This is a genomic window from Paucimonas lemoignei (genome assembly GCF_004342585.1).
In the GTDB taxonomy this organism is placed as follows: Bacteria; Pseudomonadota; Gammaproteobacteria; order Burkholderiales; family Burkholderiaceae_D; genus Paucimonas; species Paucimonas lemoignei.
In genome coordinates this window covers 41,262-60,959 of record NZ_SLZQ01000017.1, presented here as the reverse complement: position 1 = coordinate 60,959, position 19,698 = coordinate 41,262, and the positions used below count along the sequence as shown (strand labels likewise).

Sequence of the window (19,698 nt, the reverse complement as noted above, 5' to 3'; positions counted from 1 at the left end):
TTATGCCTTTCGCCATTCCGTCACGCCGCCCGGCTTGTCTTCCAGGACGATGCCTTCAGCCAGCAATTCGGCGCGCAGGCGGTCTGCCTCGGCAAAGTTCTTTGCTTTTTTGGCTGCGGCACGCGCTTCGATGCGAGCAAGGATGGCGGCTTCGGCAGTGGCGTCGCCACCAGCAGAACCATGGAGGAATTGCTGCGGCTCGCGTTCCAGCAAACCGAGGATATTACCCAGCGCCTTGAGCTGACGTGCCAGAGCCGCCGATTTGGTCTTGTTGACTTCATTGGCCAGCTCGAACAGCGCGGCGATCGCCAGCGGCGTATTGAAGTCATCGTTCAAGGCATCGGCAAAGCGCTGCGCATGAATTTCATCGCGGTCGAGGGCAGCACCGTCGCCAGACACGTCCTTCAGGGCCGTATAGAGACGGGTAAGCGCCCCGCGCGCATCGTCGAGATGGGCATCGGAATAGTTCAACGGACTGCGATAATGCGCGCGCAAAATGAAGAAGCGCACCACCTCGGCATCGTACTTCTTCAGCACGTCGCGGATCGTGAAAAAGTTGCCGAGCGACTTGGACATCTTTTCATTGTCCACACGCACAAAGCCATTGTGCATCCAGTAATTGACGAACTGGCCGCCATGCGCGCCTTCAGACTGGGCGATTTCATTCTCGTGGTGAGGGAATTGCAAATCGGCGCCGCCACCATGGATATCGAAATGCTCGCCCAGCAGGTCGCAGGACATGGCCGAGCATTCGATATGCCAGCCTGGACGGCCCGTACCCCAGGGAGAGGACCACTTCACCTCCTCCGGCTCGGATTCCTTGGCGGCTTTCCACAAGACGAAGTCGAGCGGATCGCGCTTGCCGGTATTGACGTCGACGCGCTCGCCGGCACGCAAGTCGTCGAGTGACTTGCCGGACAGTTTGCCGTAACCGGGGAAATCGTGGACCGAATAGTTGACGTCGCCATCGGCCGCCCGGTAAGCCAGGCCTTTTTTCTCAAGCTGGCCGATCAGGGAAAGCATTTGTGGAACATACGCCGTGGCTCGCGGTTCGTGATCGGGCTTTTGCACGCCAAGCGCCGCGGCGTCCTCGTCCATGGCCGCGATGAAGCGCGTGGTCAGCTGCGAAATCGTTTCGCCATTTTCGACGGCGCGCTTGATGATCTTGTCGTCGATGTCGGTAATGTTGCGCACATAGGTGACGTCGTAACCGGAAGCGCGCAGCCAGCGCTGGACCATGTCGAACACCACCATCACCCGAGCGTGTCCGAGGTGGCAATAGTCGTAGACGGTCATGCCGCAGACATACATGCGCACCTTGCCAGGTTCAATCGGAGAAAAAGCCTGCTTTTCACGCGCCAGCGTGTTGTAGATCTTCAGTGCAGTCATGGGGATATAGTTGAGACCGGGAGTTCTGTGTGCCGCCGGACACTAGAATAAAACTTAATTTGTTAAAATGCTTGGTTTCGCCGCAGTATAACATCGATGAAAAAGGATAGACCCATGCAAGCAACCCGTCGTCGACTGCTCAAATTCTTTTCCGGCATCCTGCTGGCCACTTCCGCCTTGACGGTCCAGGCGGCCGACAAGGCGGAAAAAACCGCCGCTTCGGCCAATCCCCAAGTTTTGCTGAAGACCAGCATGGGCGATATCGTACTGGAATTGAACGCGGGCAAAGCTCCCAAAACCGTGGAAAACTTCCTGCAGTATGTCAAAAGCGGCCATTACTCCGGCACCATCTTTCATCGGGTGATCGAGAACTTCATGATCCAGGGCGGCGGCTTCGACAAGGATATGACGCAAAAGCCCACCCGCGCGCCCATCGAAAACGAAGCCAAGAACGGCTTGAAGAACGATGCCTACACGGTTGCCATGGCCCGCACTTCAGCGCCCCATTCGGCTTCCGCGCAATTCTTCATTAATACCAAAGACAACGATTTCCTTAACTATCCGGGCCAGGATGGCTGGGGCTATGCCGTTTTCGGCAAGGTCGTGAAGGGTAAGGACGTCGTCGACAAGATCAAGACAGTCCCGACCGGTAACAAAGGTTTTCACCAAAATGTACCGACGACGCCGGTGATCATTGAATCGGCGAGCGTTGTCAAATAACGGTATTTTCCAGTAACCATTCAACAAGGATCCATCATGGCTGTCATCCTCACCACCAATCACGGCAAGATCAAGCTCGAACTCGACGCGGAAAAAGCGCCGAAAACCGTGGAGAACTTCCTCTCCTATGTGCGCGACGGCCACTATGACGGCACCATATTCCATCGCGTCATCGATGGCTTCATGATCCAGGGCGGCGGTTTCGAGCCTGGCATGAAACAAAAACCGACCAAGGACCCGATCGAGAACGAAGCCAAGAACGGCTTGAAGAACGAAGCCTATTCCATCGCCATGGCCCGCACCTCGGCGCCGCATTCGGCCTCGGCACAATTCTTCATCAACATCAAGAACAACAGCTTCCTCGACTATCCGGGCCAGGACGGCTGGGGTTACTGCGTGTTTGGCAAGGTCACCGAAGGCCAGGATGTCGTCGACAAGATCAAGTCGGTCAAGACTGGCCGTGCCGGCATGCACTCGGATGTACCGGTTGAAAATGTCGTGATCGAGAAAGCTGAAATCGTTTAAGAGCCTGACTTTCTGGATACTCTCTCAATGACTGATTCTTATCAGGCCAATGCAGCGCAACCAGAAACGGTTGCGCTTTTTGTTTCTGACGTCCACCTGCAGGAATCCATGCCGAAAACCACCGAAACGTTTCTCGGTTTTCTGCAGCATCATGCCAGCCGTGCACGCCAGGTTTATCTCCTGGGCGACCTGTTCGAGTACTGGGCGGGTGACGACGACCTGGAAACCCCATACCTGCAGCAAATAACTACTGCGCTCCGGCGACTTAGCGATGCCGGAGTAGCCTTGTTCTGGGTAGGCGGCAACCGCGATTTCCTGGTGTCGAAAGATTTTGCCAGCGCCACGGGCGCCACCTTGCTGGATGAGCCCTACGTCACGAATATCGGCGGCCATCGACTGGTGCTGGTCCATGGCGATGCCCAGTGCACCGATGACGCCGGCTACATGGCATTCCGTACGCAGGTACGCCAGCCGCAATGGCAGCAGCAATTTCTATCCATGCCCCTGGCGCAACGCAAGGCCATCATCGCCGGCATGCGCGACCAGAGCCGCGCGGCCAATAGCGAAAAATCCTACGAGATCATGGATGTCAACGCAAAAGCGATTGATGAATTGTTCGACGCCAGCGAAGCTGAACTGATGATCCATGGGCATACGCACCGCCCTGCCCTTCACAGATATGCATCTCCAAAAGGCGAACGCCAACGCTACGTCTTGCCGGACTGGGATTGTGATATCGAGTCGCCGCGCGGCGGATGGATTGCCATCACCGCAGATGGCGCGATCCACCGCATCGGCCTGGATGGCCGCGAACTAACAGAGTGAGTTAATGTAGAGCGCCATCTGAATACCGATGGCGCTCTTGATCAGCCGACCAGCTTGTTGAGTTGCTCCGGATCGAACTTCTCGAGACCCGGCAGCAACTCACAGGAAATCCCGGCACGCCGCAAGGCTTCAACGATCTTCAGCACCTGCAGTTCCTGGGTCGCGGCATTGTCGATCAAGCCGTGCAAGGCCTTGGACAGCGGATCATCGGCTGCGGCAGTCAAACCATAGGCCGCGAACATCCGTGCCGCCGCTTCATCGCGACTGGTCTCCATGTCTTTCTGGATGATACGGGCAGGAATACCCACCGCAGTCGCTCCTGCCGGCACTTCCTTCACCACGACGGCGTTGGAACCGATCTTCGCGCCTTCGCCGACCGTGAAGCTGCCCAGCACCTTGGCGCCGGCACTGACGATCACGCCGCGTTCCAGCGTCGGATGGCGCTTGGCGCCCTTGGAAAGCGAAGTGCCGCCCAGGGTCACGCCCTGGTAGATGGTGCAGTCGTCACCGATCTCCGCCGTCTCGCCAATGACCACGCCGAAGCCATGATCGATGAAGACACGCCGGCCGATCGTCGCCCCCGGATGGATTTCGATGCCGGTGATGATCCGCGCCAGGTGCGAAATGAAACGCCCCAGCCATTTCAGACCGTGACGCCAGCACCAGTTGGCCCGGCGATGCATGATCAGCGCATGAAGCCCCGGATAACAGGTCAGCACCTCCCAAGCCGAGCGGGCGGCAGGGTCACGTTCGATGATGCTGGCGATGTCTTCACGCAGGCGGCTGAACATAAAAAGCGGATATGGTTACTCGGAAACGTAATGGTAGCGCAACGGACAAACTTGCGCCGAAGCCCTGCAGGTAAACCCGGCTTGTTTGCCCGGATTACGCCTTAGCCATGCGCTGGCGCCGCGCCTCATAGAGACAAACGCCCGAGGCAACCGACACGTTCAGGCTTTCCACTGAGCCGAACATGGGAATGCTTACCAGGACATCGCAGTTCTCCCGTGTCAGCCTGCGCATGCCTTCGCCTTCCGACCCCATGACGATTGCTGCCGGCCCTGCCATGTCAGCCTGGTACAGGGTCTTCTCGGCATCGTCGGAAGTGCCATACAGCCATATATCGCGTTCCTTCAATTCGCGCATGGTGCGCGCCAGGTTGGTCACGGTAATGTAGGGCACGGTCTCGGCCGCGCCGCTGGCAACCTTGGCTGCGGTGGCATTCAGACCGACCGCGCGATCCTTCGGCGCGATGACCGCATGAGCACCAGCGCCATCGGCCACGCGCAGGCAGGCGCCGAGGTTGTGCGGATCGGTGATGCCATCGAGGATCAACAACAAGGGAGGTCCATCGATGGCATCGAGCAGTTCGTCGAGATTGCGCGCCAGCGACAGTTCGCCAGCCTTGGCCACCACGCCCTGGTGCCGGCGCGTGCCGACCATGCTGTCGAGACGCTGGTCGTCGGCGTGGATGATGCGCATATTGGCAGCCTTGGCCGCGTGAATCAGGTCCTGCATGCGGCGATCGTGGCGCGACGCATCGATATAGATTTCCTCAACGGAGGAAGCTTCATGCCGCAGACGCGCGGTAACGGCATGGAAGCCGAAGATCAACTTGCTTTTCATTGTTTAACGCTTTTTTCTAGCAGATTTGCTGGCTGTCCTGGCACTGCCCGCTCGGGATGAACGAGTCGACTTGGCAGCGCCACTCTTGCTCGCATGGATCCGCTTGCTTGCATGCTTTGCCGGGCTCTTGGCCGATTTTGCGGATTTCGCTTCTTTCTCGCTCTTGCCGCCTTTGGCGGCTTTTCCGCTTCTTGCTGATTTGGCCGACTTGACGTCGGCAGACGCCATGTCCTTGGCCCTGACCTGCCGGCCGTGCTCGGCTTCGGCACGCTTGGCCTCGTTTTTGAGTTGTGTCCGGATGCCCGGCTCATGCACCAGACGCAAATCGATCTTGCGCGCATCCAGGTCAACCCGGCTGACCTGCACCGTCACGCGGTCGGTCAGCTGGTAACGGATGCCAGTACGTTCACCGCGCAATTCATGGCGCGTCTCGTCGTACTGGAAGTAATCGGCACCGAGGTCGGTCACATGCACCAAGCCCTCGATGTAGAGCTGGTCGAGCTGCACGAAAATGCCGAAGCTGGCTACGCCGGAGATGGTGCCGGTAAATTCCTCACCCAGCTTGTCGCGGATGAAATAGCATTTGAGCCAGGCTTCCACATCGCGCGAGGCTTCGTCGGCGCGGCGCTCGTTGGCGGAGCAGTGAATACCGAGCGCTTCCCAGATCGCCAGGTCACCTTCGCTCTTTTTCTTGCCTGCCGCCTTGTCCTGCGCCTGCGCCTTGCGTGCAGCCGGCGACAGCATGGTATTCAGGATGGAGGTATCGATATCCTTTGGCGAATAGCGCTTGCCCTGCAGGATGGCCTTGATGGCGCGATGGGTCAGCAAATCGGGATAGCGCCGGATGGGACTGGTGAAGTGCGCGTAGGCTTCGTAGGAGAGCCCGAAATGCCCGATATTGTCCGGACTATAGACTGCCTGTTGCATCGAACGCAGCAGCATCGTCTGCAGCAATACCGCATCCGGACGCAGCTTAATTTTCGGCAGCAGTTCCGCATAATCGGAGGCCGACGGTTCATCGCCGCCGCCGAGATGCAGACCGGCCTGCTTGAGGAAATTGCGGACTTGCGTCAACTTTTCCTTGGTCGGACCGGCATGGATGCGGTACACGCCCGGATGCTCGTGCCGTTGCAGCAAATCGGCGGCACAGACGTTGGCCGCCAGCATGCACTCTTCGATCAGGCGATGCGCATCATTGCGCGTGCGTGGCAGAATTTTCTCGATCTTGCCCGCGGCGTTGCAGACGATATAGGTTTCCGTCGTTTCGAAATCGATTGCCCCGCGTGCCTGGCGGGCCGTCAGCAAGGCCTTGAAAACATCATACAAATTACTCAGATGCGGAACCAGTGCCGCATGTTTCGCCGCTTCCGGGCCCTTGGTATTGCCGAGGACGGCGGCTACTTCCGTGTAAGTCAGACGTGCAGCCGAATGCATGACAGCCGGGTAGAACTGGTACGCCTTGATTTCACCCTTCTTGGTAATGATCGCATCGCATACCAATGTCAGCCGATCGACGTGTGGATTCAGCGAACACAGGCCGTTGGACAGCTTTTCCGGCAGCATCGGAATGACCCTGCGCGGAAAATACACCGACGTGCTGCGCTCAATCGCATCCTGATCCAGGGCATCGTTGGGTTTGACATAGTGACTGACATCGGCAATCGCCACAATCAGACGGAAGCCATTGCTGCGGCCGATCTTCACCGGCTCGCAATAAACCGCATCGTCGAAGTCACGCGCATCCTCGCCGTCGATGGTCACCAAAGGCACATCGCGCAGGTCGACGCGATTCACCAGGTCTGATTCCTGCACCTCGTTCGGCAGCCGGGATGCCTGCTTCAGGGCGGCATCGGAGAATTCATGCGGCACGCCATACTTGCGCACGGCGATCTCGATTTCCATGCCGGGATCGTCGATATCGCCCAGCACTTCGGCCACCTTGCCGGTAGGCTGGCTGAAGCGAGATGGCTGGTCGACCAGTTCGACGCTGACCACTTGTCCTGTCTTGGCCTTGCCTGGAGATCCGACCAGCAAAATATCCTGACCGATACGCTTGTCCTCGGGCGCCACGATCCAGGCACCGTTTTCATTCAACAAGCGCCCGATGACATGGGTATTGGCGCGGGAAACGACCTCCACGATACTGCCTTCGGGACGACCACGGCGGTCAACGCCGGTCACGCGCACCCTGACGCGATCCCCATTCAAGACCTTTTGCATTTCCCGCTCAGGCAGGAAGACATCGGCGCTGCCATCGTCCGGCAGGAGAAAGCCGAAACCTTCGCGGTGGCCGCTGACGCGCCCCTCGATAAAACTCGTTTGATGTGCCAACTGGTAATTGCCATGACGATCCGGCTTGATCTGGCCGTCCCGCTCCATGGCGTTCAGGCGACGCATCAAGCCTTCCATTTCTTCAGGCTTGACGCCAAGCGCAGCAGCGATCGCATCTGCATCTTGTGGACCTGCAGAAGTGCGCAGGATGCCGAGGATTTCCTCCCGGCTTGGAATTGGATAAAGATATTGGCTCAAATGCGTTATTAATTCGTTCTTGTTGAATATCTTCTTAGTGTACTGGAGTAGCAATAAGTTTGCCGGAATAATCACACTGTCGCCCTGAATAATATAGGTAACGAATTTATGCATTGACTGGCTTTGACAATTTCCAACTTTCCGCTATAATCTCAGCTTCGTTAGGCCCACGTGGCGGAATTGGTAGACGCGCATGGTTCAGGTCCATGTGCCGCGAGGTGTGGGGGTTCGAGTCCCTCCGTGGGCACCAAAATACAAAGGGATCGCTTCGGCGATCCCTTTTTGTTTTGGTGTATGCCTACGAGCAAAGCGCCTGCGCGCTTTGCGGGAGGGCCTCGAAAGGCTGGACCTATCGGCCCAGCCGGGGCCGCGGAACGTGGCCGAGCTCCCGACGTGGGCCTTTGAAAACAAAAAAGCTTCGCCGCAGCGAAGCTTTTTCATTATGGCTCTCTGACTCAGAGTCAGAAGCAAATTCCAGTCAAGACCAAGAAGCAATACACAAGCGCATCATGATGTAGACCGCGCCGCCACCCCTTCTATCTTCAACCGGTCATATTCCTCAAACGGCTGCATGATCCAGGGATTGCCTTCCAGGTACTGCAGAAAATAATCCGGTCGCATGCAGGAACGTTCCTTGTACCAGATCACTGCCGAGCGCACTTCCGTCACGCCGGGGAAAGCTTCGCCCAAGTGCTTCTGCACCTTGTCCAGCGTGACGCCCGAATCCACCAGATCATCGACCAGCAGTACTTTTCCGCTCAACGTGCCGCGAGGCATGGTCACGTGCTTGGCAATCGACAGCTCACCTTGCGTGCTGCCGGCATCCTCGCGATAGGAACTGGTCGACAGAATCGCCAGCGGCACATCAAACAGCCGCGAAAGCACATCTCCTGGACGCAAGCCGCCTCGGGCCAGGCACAGGATCTGATCGAATTCCCACCCCGAACGATGCACCAGCACTGCCAGATCCTCGATATGACGGTGATACTGTTCCCACGAGACTCTGAGTTCGCTATTTGCGGCTTCACTCATGATTCAAGTCCTTGCTACGAATATATTAACGATGAGTGATCACTTGAAAGGATGGCGAAGCACGATGGTTTCTTCGCGGTCCGGGCCGGTAGAAACCATATCGATCGGCACGCCAATCAGTTCACCGATGCGGGCGATGTAGGCACGCGCATTGGCCGGCAGAGCATCCATGCTCTTGGCGCCGACGGTGGATTCTTTCCAACCCGGCATCTCTTCGTATACCGGCACGCAGCGCGCAGCGTCTTCCGCGCCCAGCGGGAAAATATCGACCGGCTTGCCATCGACTTCGTAGCCGGTGCAAATCTTCAGCGATTCCAGGCCATCCAGCACGTCGAGCTTGGTCAGGCAGATGCCGGTCACGCCATTGATCTGGGTCGAGCGACGCAGCAATGCGGCATCGAACCAGCCGCAACGACGTGCGCGACCGGTCACGGTGCCGAACTCGTGACCCACGCTGGCCAGATGCTGTCCCACGCCCTGGTCGGTCGGCAGCTCGGACGGAAACGGGCCGGAACCGACGCGGGTCGTGTAAGCCTTGGTGATGCCCAGCACGTAATGCAGCATGCCTGGGCCGACGCCACTACCGGCAGCGGCATTGCCAGCCACGCAGTTACTGGAGGTAACAAAGGGATAGGTACCGTGGTCGACATCCAGCAAGCTGCCCTGCGCGCCTTCGAACAGCAGGTTCGCGCCAGCCTTGTAGGCGGCATAGAGCGCGCTCGACACGTCGGCCACCATCGGGCGGATGCGCGGCACGGTCGCCAGCGCATCGTCGAGCGTCTTCTGGTAATCGACAGCCGGCGCTTTCAGGTACTGGGTCAGAACGAAATTGTGGTAATCCAGGTTTTCCTTCAGCTTTTCGGCAAAGCGCTGCTCGTTCAGCAGATCCATCACGCGAATGGCGCGGCGGGCGACCTTGTCCTCGTAAGCCGGGCCGATGCCCTTGCCGGTGGTGCCGATCTTGGCGGCGCCGCGGGCGAACTCGCGAGCGGCGTCCAGCGCGGTGTGATACGGCAGGATCAGCGGGCAGGCTTCCGAAACTTTCAGACGCGAGGCAACTTCGACACCGCTGGCTTCCAGCTTGTCGATTTCACGCAGCAGATCCGGCACCGACAGGACCACGCCATTGCCGATATAGCACGCTACGCCGGCGCGCATGATGCCCGAGGGGATCAGTTGCAGCGCGGTTTTTTGACCGCCGATAACCAGCGTGTGGCCGGCGTTATGTCCGCCCTGGAAACGCACCACACCCTGGGCATGATCGGTCAGCCAGTCGACGACCTTGCCTTTGCCTTCATCGCCCCACTGGGTGCCGATCACTACTACATTCTTTGCCATATGTTTCTCTACTGTCCGTTAGCTCAAATTCTTTACTACCCAATCGCCGCCTTCGCACACCAGCGTGCGCGTGCAATCGAATTCACCCTGTTCCTCGCCCTGGCCGGGAAGGTTCTGGATCACGACTTCGCCTGCGCGGCGCAATTCCGCGATCTTGCCGCGCAATGCCTGGTCACGCCCCCAGGGCGCCAGAATCGCGCTGGTGCGCGCAGGTTCCGGCACCAGGCGTGCCAGCTCGCGCAAATCCATCGAAAATCCGGTTGCCGGCCGTGCCCTGCCGAATACTTCGCCGACATGGTCATAGCGCCCACCGCGCGCCACCGCATTCGGCAAGCCCGGCACATAGGCGGCGAACATCGCGCCGCTTTCATACTGATAGCCGTGCAGATCCGCCAGGTCGATCGTCACCGCGGCTTCGCCAGCCAGATCCGCCAGCGCCTGCAATTCATCCAGCGCCTTGCCGATGCCTGGCAAGTCCGGCAAGACTTTTCGAGCGAGGGCAATCACCTTGCCATCGCCATAAAGATCAGGCAATGCCAACAAGGCATCGCGCGTTACAGGTTCATAGTCGCGCGTCAATTCGCGCAATCCTGCGCTGTCTTTTGCTTTCAATAACCCGATCAAGGTTTCTTCATCGGCTTGCGCATGCTTATCGCTTTGCAAAATAGCTTTAACAACGCCAACGTGGCACAAATCCAGGCGGATATGAGAAATGCCGGCCAAGGCCAGGCAGGCCAGCGCCAGTTCCTGGATTTCCGCGTCAGCTTCCAGGCCGGCGTGACCATAGATTTCCGCGCCAATCTGCAACGGCTCGCGCGTGGCATGCAAGCCCGAAGGACGAGTATGCAATACGCTGCCGGCATAGCAAAGGCGAGTCACGCTTTCGCGGTTAAGCAAATGCGCATCGATACGAGCGACTTGCGTAGTCATGTCGGCCCGGATGCCCATCGTGCGCCCGGAGAGCTGATCGACCAGCTTGAACGTGCGCAGGCCCATATCCTGCCCAGCGCCGGTCAGCAGCGACTCGATATATTCCAGCATGGGCGGCATGACCAGTTCATAGCCGTAGCGCCGGAAAGTATCAAGCATGGCGCGGCGCAAGTCTTCGATCTTGCGTGCTTCGGCAGGCAAGACGTCGGCGATGTTTTCAGGAAGTAGCCAGGTGCGCATTACTATGGAGTTGCTTCAGAAAAAAATAAACCAGACTGACTATCGCCAGTCCAGCCAACAGGGCAGCCAGCCCGAAAAAGCGCAGCTGCCCATCAGAAAACTGCAAGATCCGCCGGAAAGTTTCGCGCCACAGCCCTGGAAATAACAGGGGAATGATACCTTCAAATACCAGCATCAGGCCCAAAGCCAGCAGCCACGGGGATTCCATGCCCAATTCCGCCTTTTATTTGGCGCCGGCGCCTCCCGCTCCCGGATTGCGGAAATAGCGGAAAAACTCGGAGTTCGGATCCAGCACCATGACATCGTTCTGGTTCTTGAAGCTGGCCCGATAAGCCTGCAGGCTGCGGTAGAACTTGTAGAACTCGGGATTCTGGCCGAATGCCTGCGCATAGATCTGTGATGCCTTGGCATCGCCTTCACCACGCATTTTTTCCGCTTCGCGATAGGCCTCGGCCAGGATCACGGTACGCTGTTTTTCAGCATCCGCGCGGATTTTCTCCGATTCTGCGGCGCCTGTCGAGCGCAATTCGTTTGCCACACGCAGGCGCTCCGAGCGCATGCGGTCGTATACCGAGTTGCTGATCTGCTCGACGTAATCCACACGTTTTAAGCGCACATCGATCACCTGCACGCCGATCTTTTTGGCTTCATCCGCGACGTTCTTCTGGATCGCGTTCATCACCTTGGCGCGTTCGCCCGAAATCACTTCACGCACAGTGCGCTTGGTGATTTCCAGGTTCAAGGCATCCTTGATGATCTGCTGCATGCGATCCATCGCGCGCTTTTCATCGCCATTGAAACTGACGTAATACAGGCGCGGGTCGACGATCCGCCACTTCACGAACGAATCGATCAGGACGTTTTTCTTTTCGGCGGTAATGAAGCGGTCTGCGTCCGGAGAATCCAGGGTAAGGATACGCTTGTCGAAGAAAACCACGTTCTGGAAAGGCGGCGGCAGCTTGAAATGCAGGCCGGGCTTGTCGATCACCTGCTTGACTTCACCCAGCGCAAACACGACTGCATACTTACGTTGATCGACGACGAAAACTGTCGACGAGATCGCCCAGATTGCGAGAATCGCGACGATGACAATGGTAACCAGACGGTTCATTTAGCGGCCCTCCCTGTCGCGCGCGCTACGTGCATCCCTTGTACGCGATTCGCGCTCGGCATCGACTGCCTGCTGTGTTTCCGAAATGCCTGCTGCAGCGCCGGATTGCGCGGCCGGCGCACGCGCTGCATTGCCAGCCGCATCCTGATTGACGGTCTGCGCGATCAATTTATCCAGCGGCAGATACAGAAGATTGTTGCCGCTCTTGGCATCGATCATCACCTTGCCGGTATTGGCAAAGATCTGCTGCATGGTCTCAATGTACATACGGTCGCGCGTCACCGCCGGCGCCTTCTGGTACTCGGCCACCACTTGCTTGAAGCGCGACGCGTCACCCTGCGCGGTTTCCTCGACTCTCGAACGATAAGCTTCGGCCTCCTGCAGCAGGCGCGAAGCCGCGCCACGCGCCTTCGGAATGACGTCATTGGCGTAAGCCTGACCTTCGTTTTTCAGGCGTTCGCGATCCTGGCCGGCCTTGACGGCGTCGTCGAAGGCCGCCTGCACCTGCTCCGGCGGCTGGACGCCGAGCGTGGCGACATTCGTGATCATCACGCCGGAATTGTAGTGATCAAGAATACTTTGCATCAGCTTCTTGGCATCGATAGCCACCTTGGCACGATCCTCGTACAGGACAAAGTCCATCTTGTTGCGGCCGACCACTTCGCGCAGTGCTGATTCGGCCACCTGCTTTACCATTTCTTCCTGTTCGCGATTATTGAAAATCCATTTTTCCGCGTCGCTCAAGACGTATTGAACAGCGAACTGGATGTCGATGATGTTTTCATCATCGGTCAGCATGAGCGACTCGCTGGTCTGCTTGTTGCGGACATTGCCGCGATAGCCGACTTCTGCCGTACGTACCTGCGAGACGTTGACGATCTCATGGCTCTGGATCGGCGCGGGCCAGCGCCAGTTGAAACCGGCCGGTGTCTTGTGACTGTATTTCCCGAAAGTCATGACGACCGCGGTCTGCCCTTCCTGGACGATGAAGAAACCGCTGACGAGCCAGAGGAAAACTGCTGCGATCGCGGCGATGCCAAAGATGCCCATCCCGCCGCGCATTTCCGGCCTGAAGCCGTCCGGGCCGCCTCCGCCGCCGCGCTTGCCGCCGAACAGGCGGTTCAGCCGCTGATTAAAGTCGCGCCACAATTCGTCGAGGTCGGGCGGCCCATCCTGCGGGCGCCTGCCTTCAGGCGGATTGGCATTGGAATTATCGTCTTGCGAGCCACGTCCCCAGCGGGGGTCGTTGATCGAAAACTTGAGACCGATTTTTTTTAGTATAGGGACAAGCATTCTGTGGAGATCAGCTGAAATTGGTAGGAGGTATGCCCATTGGATTGCCCGATTGCGCTTCACTGGTCACTTGCGCAGGCGCTTCCGCATGCGGAGCCGCGCTTCTCTCCCTGGCAAACTCCGCCATGGCCTGGCGCAAAAGATCCAGGCCGGCGCCACTTTGGGCGCTGATGAAAACACGGCGGATTCTACCATACTCGTCACGCTCGATTCCCGGCTCAAGGCCTGCGGCATCGATCTTGTTCCAAACGAGGATTTGCGGGATATCGTCGGCGCCAATCTCCTTCAAGACGAGATTGACCTGCTCGATCTGCTCCATGCGCGCGGGGCTGGCGGCATCGACGACATGCAGCAGGAGATCGGCTTGAATGGTTTCTTCGAGCGTGGCACGGAAAGCTGCCACCAGTTGGTGCGGCAACTCACGGATGAACCCGACCGTATCGGAGATCACGATGCTGCCGACCTCATCCAGGTGCAGACGTCGTGAAGTCGTATCCAGCGTGGCGAACAACTGGTTCGCAGCATAGGCGCGCGCCTTGGTTAGGGAGTTGAACAAGGTCGACTTGCCGGCATTGGTATAGCCGACCAGCGAGACCGAAAAGGCATTATTGCGGGCACGGGAGCGGCGCTGCGTGGCGTGCTGACGGCGCAGCTTGTCGAGCTTGATGCGCAGCATCTTGACGCGCTCACCCAAAAGGCGACGGTCGGTTTCGAGCTGAGTTTCACCGGGGCCGCGCAAGCCGATACCGCCTTTTTGCCGTTCCAAGTGAGTCCAGCCGCGCACCAGACGTGTGGCGAGATGCTGCAATTGTGCCAGCTCAACCTGCACCTTACCCTCGTGGCTTTGCGCGCGCTGGGCAAAGATGTCGAGAATCAGACTGGTGCGGTCGACGACCCGGGCCTTGAGGTGACGCTCCAGGTTACGCTGCTGAGCCGGGGACAAGGCGTGATTGAAAATCACCAATTCCAGCTGCTCGTCGCGCACGGCGTCGGCGATTTCATTCGCCTTGCCGCTGCCGACATACAAAGCAGCATCCGGACTGGAGCGGCGTCCGGTAATAGTAACTACCGGTTCCGCACCAGCCGATTTAGCCAGGAGAGACAGTTCTTCAAGGCTCGCGGCAAAATCACCTTTGCCGAAGTCAAGGCCGACTAGGGCCGTGCGCATACCGGTTTCAAAATAAATTTACCAATTTGCAAACATTACTCCGACTCGGCATCGAGATTCAGGTTGACGGCGCGCGCCGGGACAACCGTCGAGATCGCATGCTTGTAGACCATTTGGGTAACGGTGTTACGCAGCAGGACGACATATTGGTCAAATGACTCGATATGTCCCTGCAATTTAATGCCGTTGACCAAGTAGATTGATACCGGGACATGTTCTTTACGTAAGGCATTCAGGAAGGGGTCTTGTAGAAGTTGCCCTTTATTGCTCATAACAGCTCCATTGTGTAGTTGTGTTTTGGAGTTTGAGGCAACTTGAGTGGATTTCAAGTGCCAACCGGGTGAAGTATTTCGAATGTAGCCGATTTTTCAGTTTGTTGCCATGATCGATTCGGTGAACACGGCTTATCGACTCTTACTTTTCTTGTCTAGTGAATGGATTCTTTCCTGATCTCAATTCAATCCGCAATGGCGTACCGACCAGGGAGAAAGTTTCACGAAAATGTTTTTCCAAGTAACGCTTGTAATTGTCGTCAATGGCTTCCAGCGCATTGCCGTGGATGACGACAATCGGCGGGTTCTGTCCGCCCTGGTGAGCATAGCGCATCTTGGGTCGGATCGAGCCCTTGCGGCGCGGCTGCTGATGTTCCACTGCTTCTTCCAGCGCACGCGTCAGCCTCGGCGTCGACAGTTTGATCATCGCGGCGGCGTAAGCCGAATCGACCGATTTCATCAGCGGGCCGATGCCGGTGGACTTGAGCGCGGAAATGAAATGATACTTGGCGAACGACAGGAAATTCAGCTTGCGCTCGATATCCATCTTGATTTCGTCGCGCCGGTCCTTGGTCAAACCATCCCATTTATTGACACCCACCACCAACGCCCTGCCCGACTCCAGAATGAATCCAGCAATATGCGCGTCCTGCTCAGAAATGTCTTGCTGTGCATCAAGAAGAAGCAAGACGACATTCGCTTCGGAAATCGATTGCAGGGTCTTCACCACCGAAAATTTTTCGATGGCTTCGAATACCTTGCCGCGACGCCGGATACCTGCGGTATCAATAAGCGTGTAGTGCTTGCCATCGCGCTCGAACGGGATCTCGATTGAGTCGCGCGTGGTGCCGGGCATATCGAATGCGATGACGCGTTCCTCGCCCAGCAGTGCATTGACCAAGGTTGATTTACCGACGTTCGGCCGGCCGACGATAGCCAGCTTGATCCCGCGTTGCTGCGGCGCTTCGGGTTCTTCCTCGGCAGGTTGCTTCACCTGGTCGAGCGCTTCGTTGACGAGGTCATGCACCCCATCACCATGCGCGGCAGAGATCACATATGGATCGCCCAAACCAAGCTCGTAGAAATCGGCAGTGACCGTGGTGTATTTCATGCCCTCGGCCTTGTTCACCACGAGCATCACCGGCCGGCCCGACTTGCGCAGGAAATCCGTGATCGTCTTGTCGTGCGGTGTCAGCCCTTGCCGGCCATCGACCAGAAATACTACGACATCTGCTTCGGCGACGGCCTGCTTGGTCTGCTTGGCCATCTCGTGCATGATGCCTTCCTTGGCCACCGGCTCGAAGCCGCCGGTATCCACCACGAGAAAGGGACGCTCGCCAATGCGCCCCTCGCCATAATGGCGGTCGCGGGTAAGGCCGGGCAGATCGGCGACCAGGGCATCACGCGACCGCGTCAGGCGGTTAAACAGCGTGGATTTGCCGACATTCGGCCGTCCGACTAATGCAATTACCGGTTTCATTCAATTCAGTTTCCAAAAGCAATCAGGCTGCCATCTCGTGTCTGGAACACGGCATACGAGCCGGCCACGACCGGCGTGCCCAGCACGGGGCTGCCGTCGGTGGCGGCACGCGCCAGCATGGTGCCGTCTTCACGCGACAGGAAATGGACATAGCCCTGATAATCGGCCACAGCAACGGCCCGGCCGATCGACAACGGCGCCGACAGGCGGCGGTTGGCGAGCTGCTGGTTACGCCAGACACTGGCGCCGCTGTCGCGGGAAAATGCGTGCAGCGAGCCGGCGTCATCGGCAGCAAACACAAAGCGCTCGTCGCCGCCCAGGCCGACGTCGCTTGACAGGTTACGCGCCCAGCGTGCGCTGCCGGTGAGGCCGTCGACGCAGGCGGCACGTCCCTGATAGGCCACGGCGCAAACGTCACGCTCCAGCACCAGCGGCATGCCGGAAGTATCGGCCACGCGTTCGAGCTCCGTGGCACCGCGCGGTTCGCCGACTGCGACTTCCCAGCGCGGGCCGCCATTGTTTAATGCGACCGCGATCAGGCGGCCGCCAGGCAATGCCGCGTATGCATTGCCTTCGGCGATCGCAATGCCGGGCGCACTGCGCAGGGTCAGCGCGGGGACGCTGCGCTGCAGGATCCAGCGGCGCTTGCCGGTCGCGGCGTCAAATGCGGCAATGCTGTTGTCGACACTGCGCACCACGACCACGCCCAGCCCGACAGCCGGTGCGGATAAAACTTCGCTGGCTGCCTGGGCTTTCCAGACCTCCTTGCCGTTTTCATCGAATGCCAGGATCGCGCCTTTTTCGCCAGCGACCACGACAAGATTGCCATCGCTGCCGACGCCGGCAGTCAGTGGCGTGCCGGCATTGATACGCCACTGGGCACGACCGGTTGCAGCCTCGATGCGGGTCAGGGTGCCATCGGCGGCCGCAGCGAAGACACTGTTGCGTGCTACAGCCGGCGTGAATACATGTTCGCCGGCCTTGCCCACCGATACAGTCCAGGCAGTATTCACGGTCAGGGTCGGCTTGAAGTCAACCAGAGCAGCTGGCGGATTGCTCGGCGCCTTTTTGCTGGAAAACGGATTCAGCGAAGACAGGGTGGAGCATCCGGCTAGCGCGACTGCAGTGCCGGCCACTGCCAATTTCAAAGCGATACGCATTACATCTCCCCTGTCATCACGCTGCGGACTTCGTACCGGTGCCGCCGATCGCATCCAGCTTCAATTGCACCAGCTGACGTCCCGGATTTTTTTCATCCATTTTTTCCAGGGCAGTACGGTATGCCGTACGCGCTTCTTCGAGCTTGTTCTGTGCCACGAGGATATCGCCCCGGCGGTCTGCCACGTCGGCGGCAAAGGCCGGCGAAAAGTCGCCTGCCAGCAGCTTCAGACCTTCGTCATAGGCTTTCTCGTCGAGCAGGATACCCGCCAGACGAATCTTCGCTACCGAACGGTATTCCTCATCCTTGCCCTGCTTGACCACCCACTCCAGCTGGGCCTTGGCAGTCTTGAGATCATTGGACTCAAACGCGACCTTGGCTGCCGACAAAGCCCCCATCTGCGCATATGCCGTGCCGCCAAATTTGTCTTTCAGGTCGCCTGCAGCGCGCAGCACCTTGGCGCTGTCCTTGGCAGTGGCGGCCTTCTGCACTTCCTCGTACAGCACGCTGGCTTGGGCTGCCTGCTTGCGCTGATAAGTCTTCCAGCCGTTCCAGGCAGCGAAGCCGCCCAGGGCGATGATCAGGACCCAGGTAATCAGGTTGCCGTATTTATTCCACCAAGCCTTGATGGAATCTAGCTGTTCTTGTTCTTCGAGATCGTATGCCATGATGTTTTATAGTTAGTGGTGGTAATGGATATGCTCGTGATCGTGGTCGTGATCATGCTCGCCGGCGCCGACGATCTGGTCGACGATGTGCTCGACTGTCTTGTCGAAGGCGACCGTGACCTGCTTGTTCATTTCCTCTTCGGCGCGCATGGCTTTAACGGTGACATTGCCGCCTGCGACTTCATCTTCGCCGATGATGACAGCGAACGCCGCGCCGCTGGCGTCGGCACGCTTCATCTGCGACTTGAAGCTGCCGGCGCCGGTGGCCGCGGCACAATGCAGCACCACATCGAGGCCGGCGTCGCGCAGACGCTCGGATAACACAAATGCCTGCATCTGCGCCTCTTCGCCCTGGTGCACCAGGTAGACGTCGCACTGGTTGCGCGCGAAGTGTTCGCCGCTAGCCTTCATGAGTTCAAGCAGGCGCTCGACGCCCATGGCGAAACCGCAGGCCGGCGTCGGTTTACCGCCGAACATCTCGACCAGCGGATCGTAGCGACCGCCGCCGCACACCGTACCTTGCGATCCGAGCTGGTCTGTGACCCACTCGAAGACGGTGCGATTGTAGTAATCCATGCCGCGCACGAGACGCGGATTGATGGTGAACGGGATGCTGTTGTGGCGCAGGATTTTCTGCACGCCTTCGAAATGGGCGCGCGATTCTTCCCCTAGGTAATCGAGCAGCTTGGGAGCGGCATTGACCATTTCCTGCATCGCAGGATTCTTGGTATCCAGAATCCGCAACGGATTGGTGTGCAGTCGACGCTTAGCATCCTCATCCAGGATATCGGCGTGCTTCTCGAAATAGGCGATCAGGTCGGCGCGATGGCGATGACGTTCGTCTGCATCGCCAATCGAATTCAACTCCAGGCGGATGTTCTGCAGGCCCAGATCATCCCAGAGGCGCTGGCACAGCATGATCAGTTCCGCATCGATATCCGGACCGGAAAAACCGATGGCTTCCGCACCGACTTGATGGAACTGGCGATAGCGGCCGCGTTGCGGACGCTCGTGGCGGAACATCGGCCCTGCATACCAGAGACGCTTAGGGCCGTCGTAAGTCAGGTTGTGTTCGAGCGCGGCACGCACTACGCCAGCGGTGCTTTCCGGGCGCAGCGTCAACTGGTCGCCATTCATCGAATCGGTGAAGGAATACATTTCCTTCTCGACGATATCGGTGACGGCACCGAGGCCACGCGCAAACAGCGCGGTCGGCTCGACGATGGGCGTGCGGATCTGCTGGAAGCCATAGCTCTTCAACACCGATTGCACGGTATTTTCGAACAACTCCCACAGCGGCGCATCCGCCGGCAGGATGTCGTTCATCCCTTTGACGCCGACGATTTTTTCTACTTTCCTGTTTTCAGACATCTTGTGATCATGACCGGACAAG

General features: G+C 58.4%; 19 protein-coding genes and 1 tRNA gene. 4 read left to right on the top strand and 16 right to left on the bottom strand.

The features are described from left to right. On the bottom strand, positions 1-1,389 hold the full coding sequence (gene cysS, locus EDC30_RS18050; RefSeq protein WP_132260262.1) for a cysteine--tRNA ligase: 1,389 nt from the start codon (positions 1,387-1,389) through the stop codon (positions 1-3). A 114-nt stretch (positions 1,390-1,503) separates the two neighbouring features. Between cysS and EDC30_RS18045 the strand changes: the two genes are divergently transcribed. From EDC30_RS18045 to EDC30_RS18035, 3 genes are read left to right on the top strand one after another with little or no spacing between them, the layout of a single operon-like run. Next, positions 1,504-2,109 carry a peptidylprolyl isomerase gene (locus EDC30_RS18045; RefSeq protein WP_132260261.1) on the top strand — a complete coding sequence of 202 codons (606 nt, stop codon included), beginning with the start codon at positions 1,504-1,506 and terminating at the stop codon, positions 2,107-2,109. 36 nt (positions 2,110-2,145) lie between these two features. After that, positions 2,146-2,634, top strand: coding sequence for a peptidylprolyl isomerase (locus EDC30_RS18040; protein WP_132260260.1), 489 nt, complete (start codon positions 2,146-2,148; stop codon positions 2,632-2,634). A gap of 27 nt (positions 2,635-2,661) precedes the next feature. After that, positions 2,662-3,459, top strand: a complete 798-nt coding sequence (locus EDC30_RS18035) for a UDP-2,3-diacylglucosamine diphosphatase (RefSeq protein ID WP_132260259.1) — start codon at positions 2,662-2,664, stop codon at positions 3,457-3,459. 41 nt (positions 3,460-3,500) lie between these two features. Here the strand turns inward: EDC30_RS18035 and cysE are convergent, their stop codons facing one another. The 3 genes from cysE to rnr form a co-directional block, all read right to left on the bottom strand. Beyond that, positions 3,501-4,250, bottom strand: a complete 750-nt coding sequence (gene cysE / locus EDC30_RS18030) for a serine O-acetyltransferase (protein WP_132260258.1) — start codon at positions 4,248-4,250, stop codon at positions 3,501-3,503. Between the two features lie 94 nt (positions 4,251-4,344). Further along, positions 4,345-5,085, bottom strand: a complete 741-nt coding sequence (gene rlmB / locus EDC30_RS18025; protein ID WP_132260257.1) for a 23S rRNA (guanosine(2251)-2'-O)-methyltransferase RlmB — start codon at positions 5,083-5,085, stop codon at positions 4,345-4,347. Positions 5,086-5,088: 3 nt separating this feature from the next. Continuing rightward, a complete protein-coding gene (gene rnr, locus EDC30_RS18020) occupies positions 5,089-7,614 on the bottom strand; it encodes a ribonuclease R (RefSeq protein ID WP_132260256.1) in 2,526 nt (841 codons plus the stop codon). A 165-nt stretch (positions 7,615-7,779) separates the two neighbouring features. Between rnr and EDC30_RS18015 the strand changes: the two genes are divergently transcribed. Continuing rightward, positions 7,780-7,864: transfer RNA gene (locus EDC30_RS18015), tRNA-Leu, on the top strand. A 257-nt stretch (positions 7,865-8,121) separates the two neighbouring features. Here EDC30_RS18015 and EDC30_RS18010 read toward each other — a convergent pair. From EDC30_RS18010 to hisS, 12 genes are all read right to left on the bottom strand, one after another. After that, positions 8,122-8,646, bottom strand: coding sequence for a phosphoribosyltransferase (locus EDC30_RS18010; RefSeq protein ID WP_132260255.1), 525 nt, complete (start codon positions 8,644-8,646; stop codon positions 8,122-8,124). A gap of 39 nt (positions 8,647-8,685) precedes the next feature. Beyond that, entirely contained in the window at positions 8,686-9,984 is a 1,299-nt protein-coding gene (locus EDC30_RS18005) for an adenylosuccinate synthase (RefSeq protein WP_132260254.1), read from the bottom strand. 18 nt (positions 9,985-10,002) lie between these two features. Then, entirely contained in the window at positions 10,003-11,154 is a 1,152-nt protein-coding gene (locus tag EDC30_RS18000; RefSeq protein WP_132260253.1) for an ATP phosphoribosyltransferase regulatory subunit, read from the bottom strand. Further along, a complete protein-coding gene (locus EDC30_RS17995; protein WP_132260252.1) occupies positions 11,132-11,362 on the bottom strand; it encodes a DUF2065 domain-containing protein in 231 nt (76 codons plus the stop codon). Before EDC30_RS17995 ends, EDC30_RS18000 begins: the two co-directional genes overlap by 23 nt. Positions 11,363-11,377: 15 nt before the next feature. Continuing rightward, positions 11,378-12,265, bottom strand: coding sequence for a protease modulator HflC (gene hflC / locus EDC30_RS17990; RefSeq protein ID WP_132260251.1), 888 nt, complete (start codon positions 12,263-12,265; stop codon positions 11,378-11,380). Beyond that, the gene (gene hflK / locus EDC30_RS17985) at positions 12,266-13,558 is read right to left on the bottom strand and encodes an FtsH protease activity modulator HflK (RefSeq protein WP_132260250.1); all 1,293 of its coding nucleotides are present in this window, start codon (positions 13,556-13,558) and stop codon (positions 12,266-12,268) included. Positions 13,559-13,568: 10 nt separating this feature from the next. Beyond that, positions 13,569-14,726 (bottom strand): GTPase HflX, encoded by a 1,158-nt coding sequence (gene hflX / locus EDC30_RS17980; RefSeq protein ID WP_132260249.1) that lies wholly within the window; start codon positions 14,724-14,726, stop codon positions 13,569-13,571. A 35-nt stretch (positions 14,727-14,761) separates the two neighbouring features. Next, positions 14,762-14,998 carry an RNA chaperone Hfq gene (hfq, locus tag EDC30_RS17975; protein WP_132260248.1) on the bottom strand — a complete coding sequence of 79 codons (237 nt, stop codon included), beginning with the start codon at positions 14,996-14,998 and terminating at the stop codon, positions 14,762-14,764. A gap of 142 nt (positions 14,999-15,140) precedes the next feature. Next, positions 15,141-16,478 (bottom strand): ribosome biogenesis GTPase Der, encoded by a 1,338-nt coding sequence (gene der, locus EDC30_RS17970; RefSeq protein ID WP_132260247.1) that lies wholly within the window; start codon positions 16,476-16,478, stop codon positions 15,141-15,143. Between the two features lie 5 nt (positions 16,479-16,483). Beyond that, a complete protein-coding gene (bamB, locus tag EDC30_RS17965) occupies positions 16,484-17,638 on the bottom strand; it encodes an outer membrane protein assembly factor BamB (RefSeq protein ID WP_132260246.1) in 1,155 nt (384 codons plus the stop codon). 16 nt (positions 17,639-17,654) lie between these two features. Next, entirely contained in the window at positions 17,655-18,305 is a 651-nt protein-coding gene (locus EDC30_RS17960) for a YfgM family protein (protein WP_132260245.1), read from the bottom strand. Between the two features lie 12 nt (positions 18,306-18,317). Continuing rightward, entirely contained in the window at positions 18,318-19,676 is a 1,359-nt protein-coding gene (hisS, locus tag EDC30_RS17955; protein WP_132260244.1) for a histidine--tRNA ligase, read from the bottom strand. Positions 19,677-19,698 lie beyond the last annotated feature (22 nt).

Coding starts and splice junctions, on each gene's coding strand:
- hflC (WP_132260251.1), bottom strand. CDS start 12,265: ATGAACCGTCTGGTTACCATTGTCATCGTCGCGATTCTCGCAATCTGG.
- EDC30_RS18035 (WP_132260259.1), top strand. CDS start 2,662: ATGACTGATTCTTATCAGGCCAATGCAGCGCAACCAGAAACGGTTGCG.
- EDC30_RS18005 (WP_132260254.1), bottom strand. CDS start 9,984: ATGGCAAAGAATGTAGTAGTGATCGGCACCCAGTGGGGCGATGAAGGC.
- hisS (WP_132260244.1), bottom strand. CDS start 19,676: ATGTCTGAAAACAGGAAAGTAGAAAAAATCGTCGGCGTCAAAGGGATG.
- EDC30_RS18000 (WP_132260253.1), bottom strand. CDS start 11,154: ATGCGCACCTGGCTACTTCCTGAAAACATCGCCGACGTCTTGCCTGCC.
- EDC30_RS18040 (WP_132260260.1), top strand. CDS start 2,146: ATGGCTGTCATCCTCACCACCAATCACGGCAAGATCAAGCTCGAACTC.
- hflK (WP_132260250.1), bottom strand. CDS start 13,558: ATGCTTGTCCCTATACTAAAAAAAATCGGTCTCAAGTTTTCGATCAAC.
- hfq (WP_132260248.1), bottom strand. CDS start 14,998: ATGAGCAATAAAGGGCAACTTCTACAAGACCCCTTCCTGAATGCCTTA.
- EDC30_RS18010 (WP_132260255.1), bottom strand. CDS start 8,646: ATGAGTGAAGCCGCAAATAGCGAACTCAGAGTCTCGTGGGAACAGTAT.
- rlmB (WP_132260257.1), bottom strand. CDS start 5,085: ATGAAAAGCAAGTTGATCTTCGGCTTCCATGCCGTTACCGCGCGTCTG.
- EDC30_RS17960 (WP_132260245.1), bottom strand. CDS start 18,305: ATGGCATACGATCTCGAAGAACAAGAACAGCTAGATTCCATCAAGGCT.
- bamB (WP_132260246.1), bottom strand. CDS start 17,638: ATGCGTATCGCTTTGAAATTGGCAGTGGCCGGCACTGCAGTCGCGCTA.
- der (WP_132260247.1), bottom strand. CDS start 16,478: ATGAAACCGGTAATTGCATTAGTCGGACGGCCGAATGTCGGCAAATCC.
- EDC30_RS18045 (WP_132260261.1), top strand. CDS start 1,504: ATGCAAGCAACCCGTCGTCGACTGCTCAAATTCTTTTCCGGCATCCTG.
- hflX (WP_132260249.1), bottom strand. CDS start 14,726: ATGCGCACGGCCCTAGTCGGCCTTGACTTCGGCAAAGGTGATTTTGCC.
- cysS (WP_132260262.1), bottom strand. CDS start 1,389: ATGACTGCACTGAAGATCTACAACACGCTGGCGCGTGAAAAGCAGGCT.
- cysE (WP_132260258.1), bottom strand. CDS start 4,250: ATGTTCAGCCGCCTGCGTGAAGACATCGCCAGCATCATCGAACGTGAC.
- EDC30_RS17995 (WP_132260252.1), bottom strand. CDS start 11,362: ATGGAATCCCCGTGGCTGCTGGCTTTGGGCCTGATGCTGGTATTTGAA.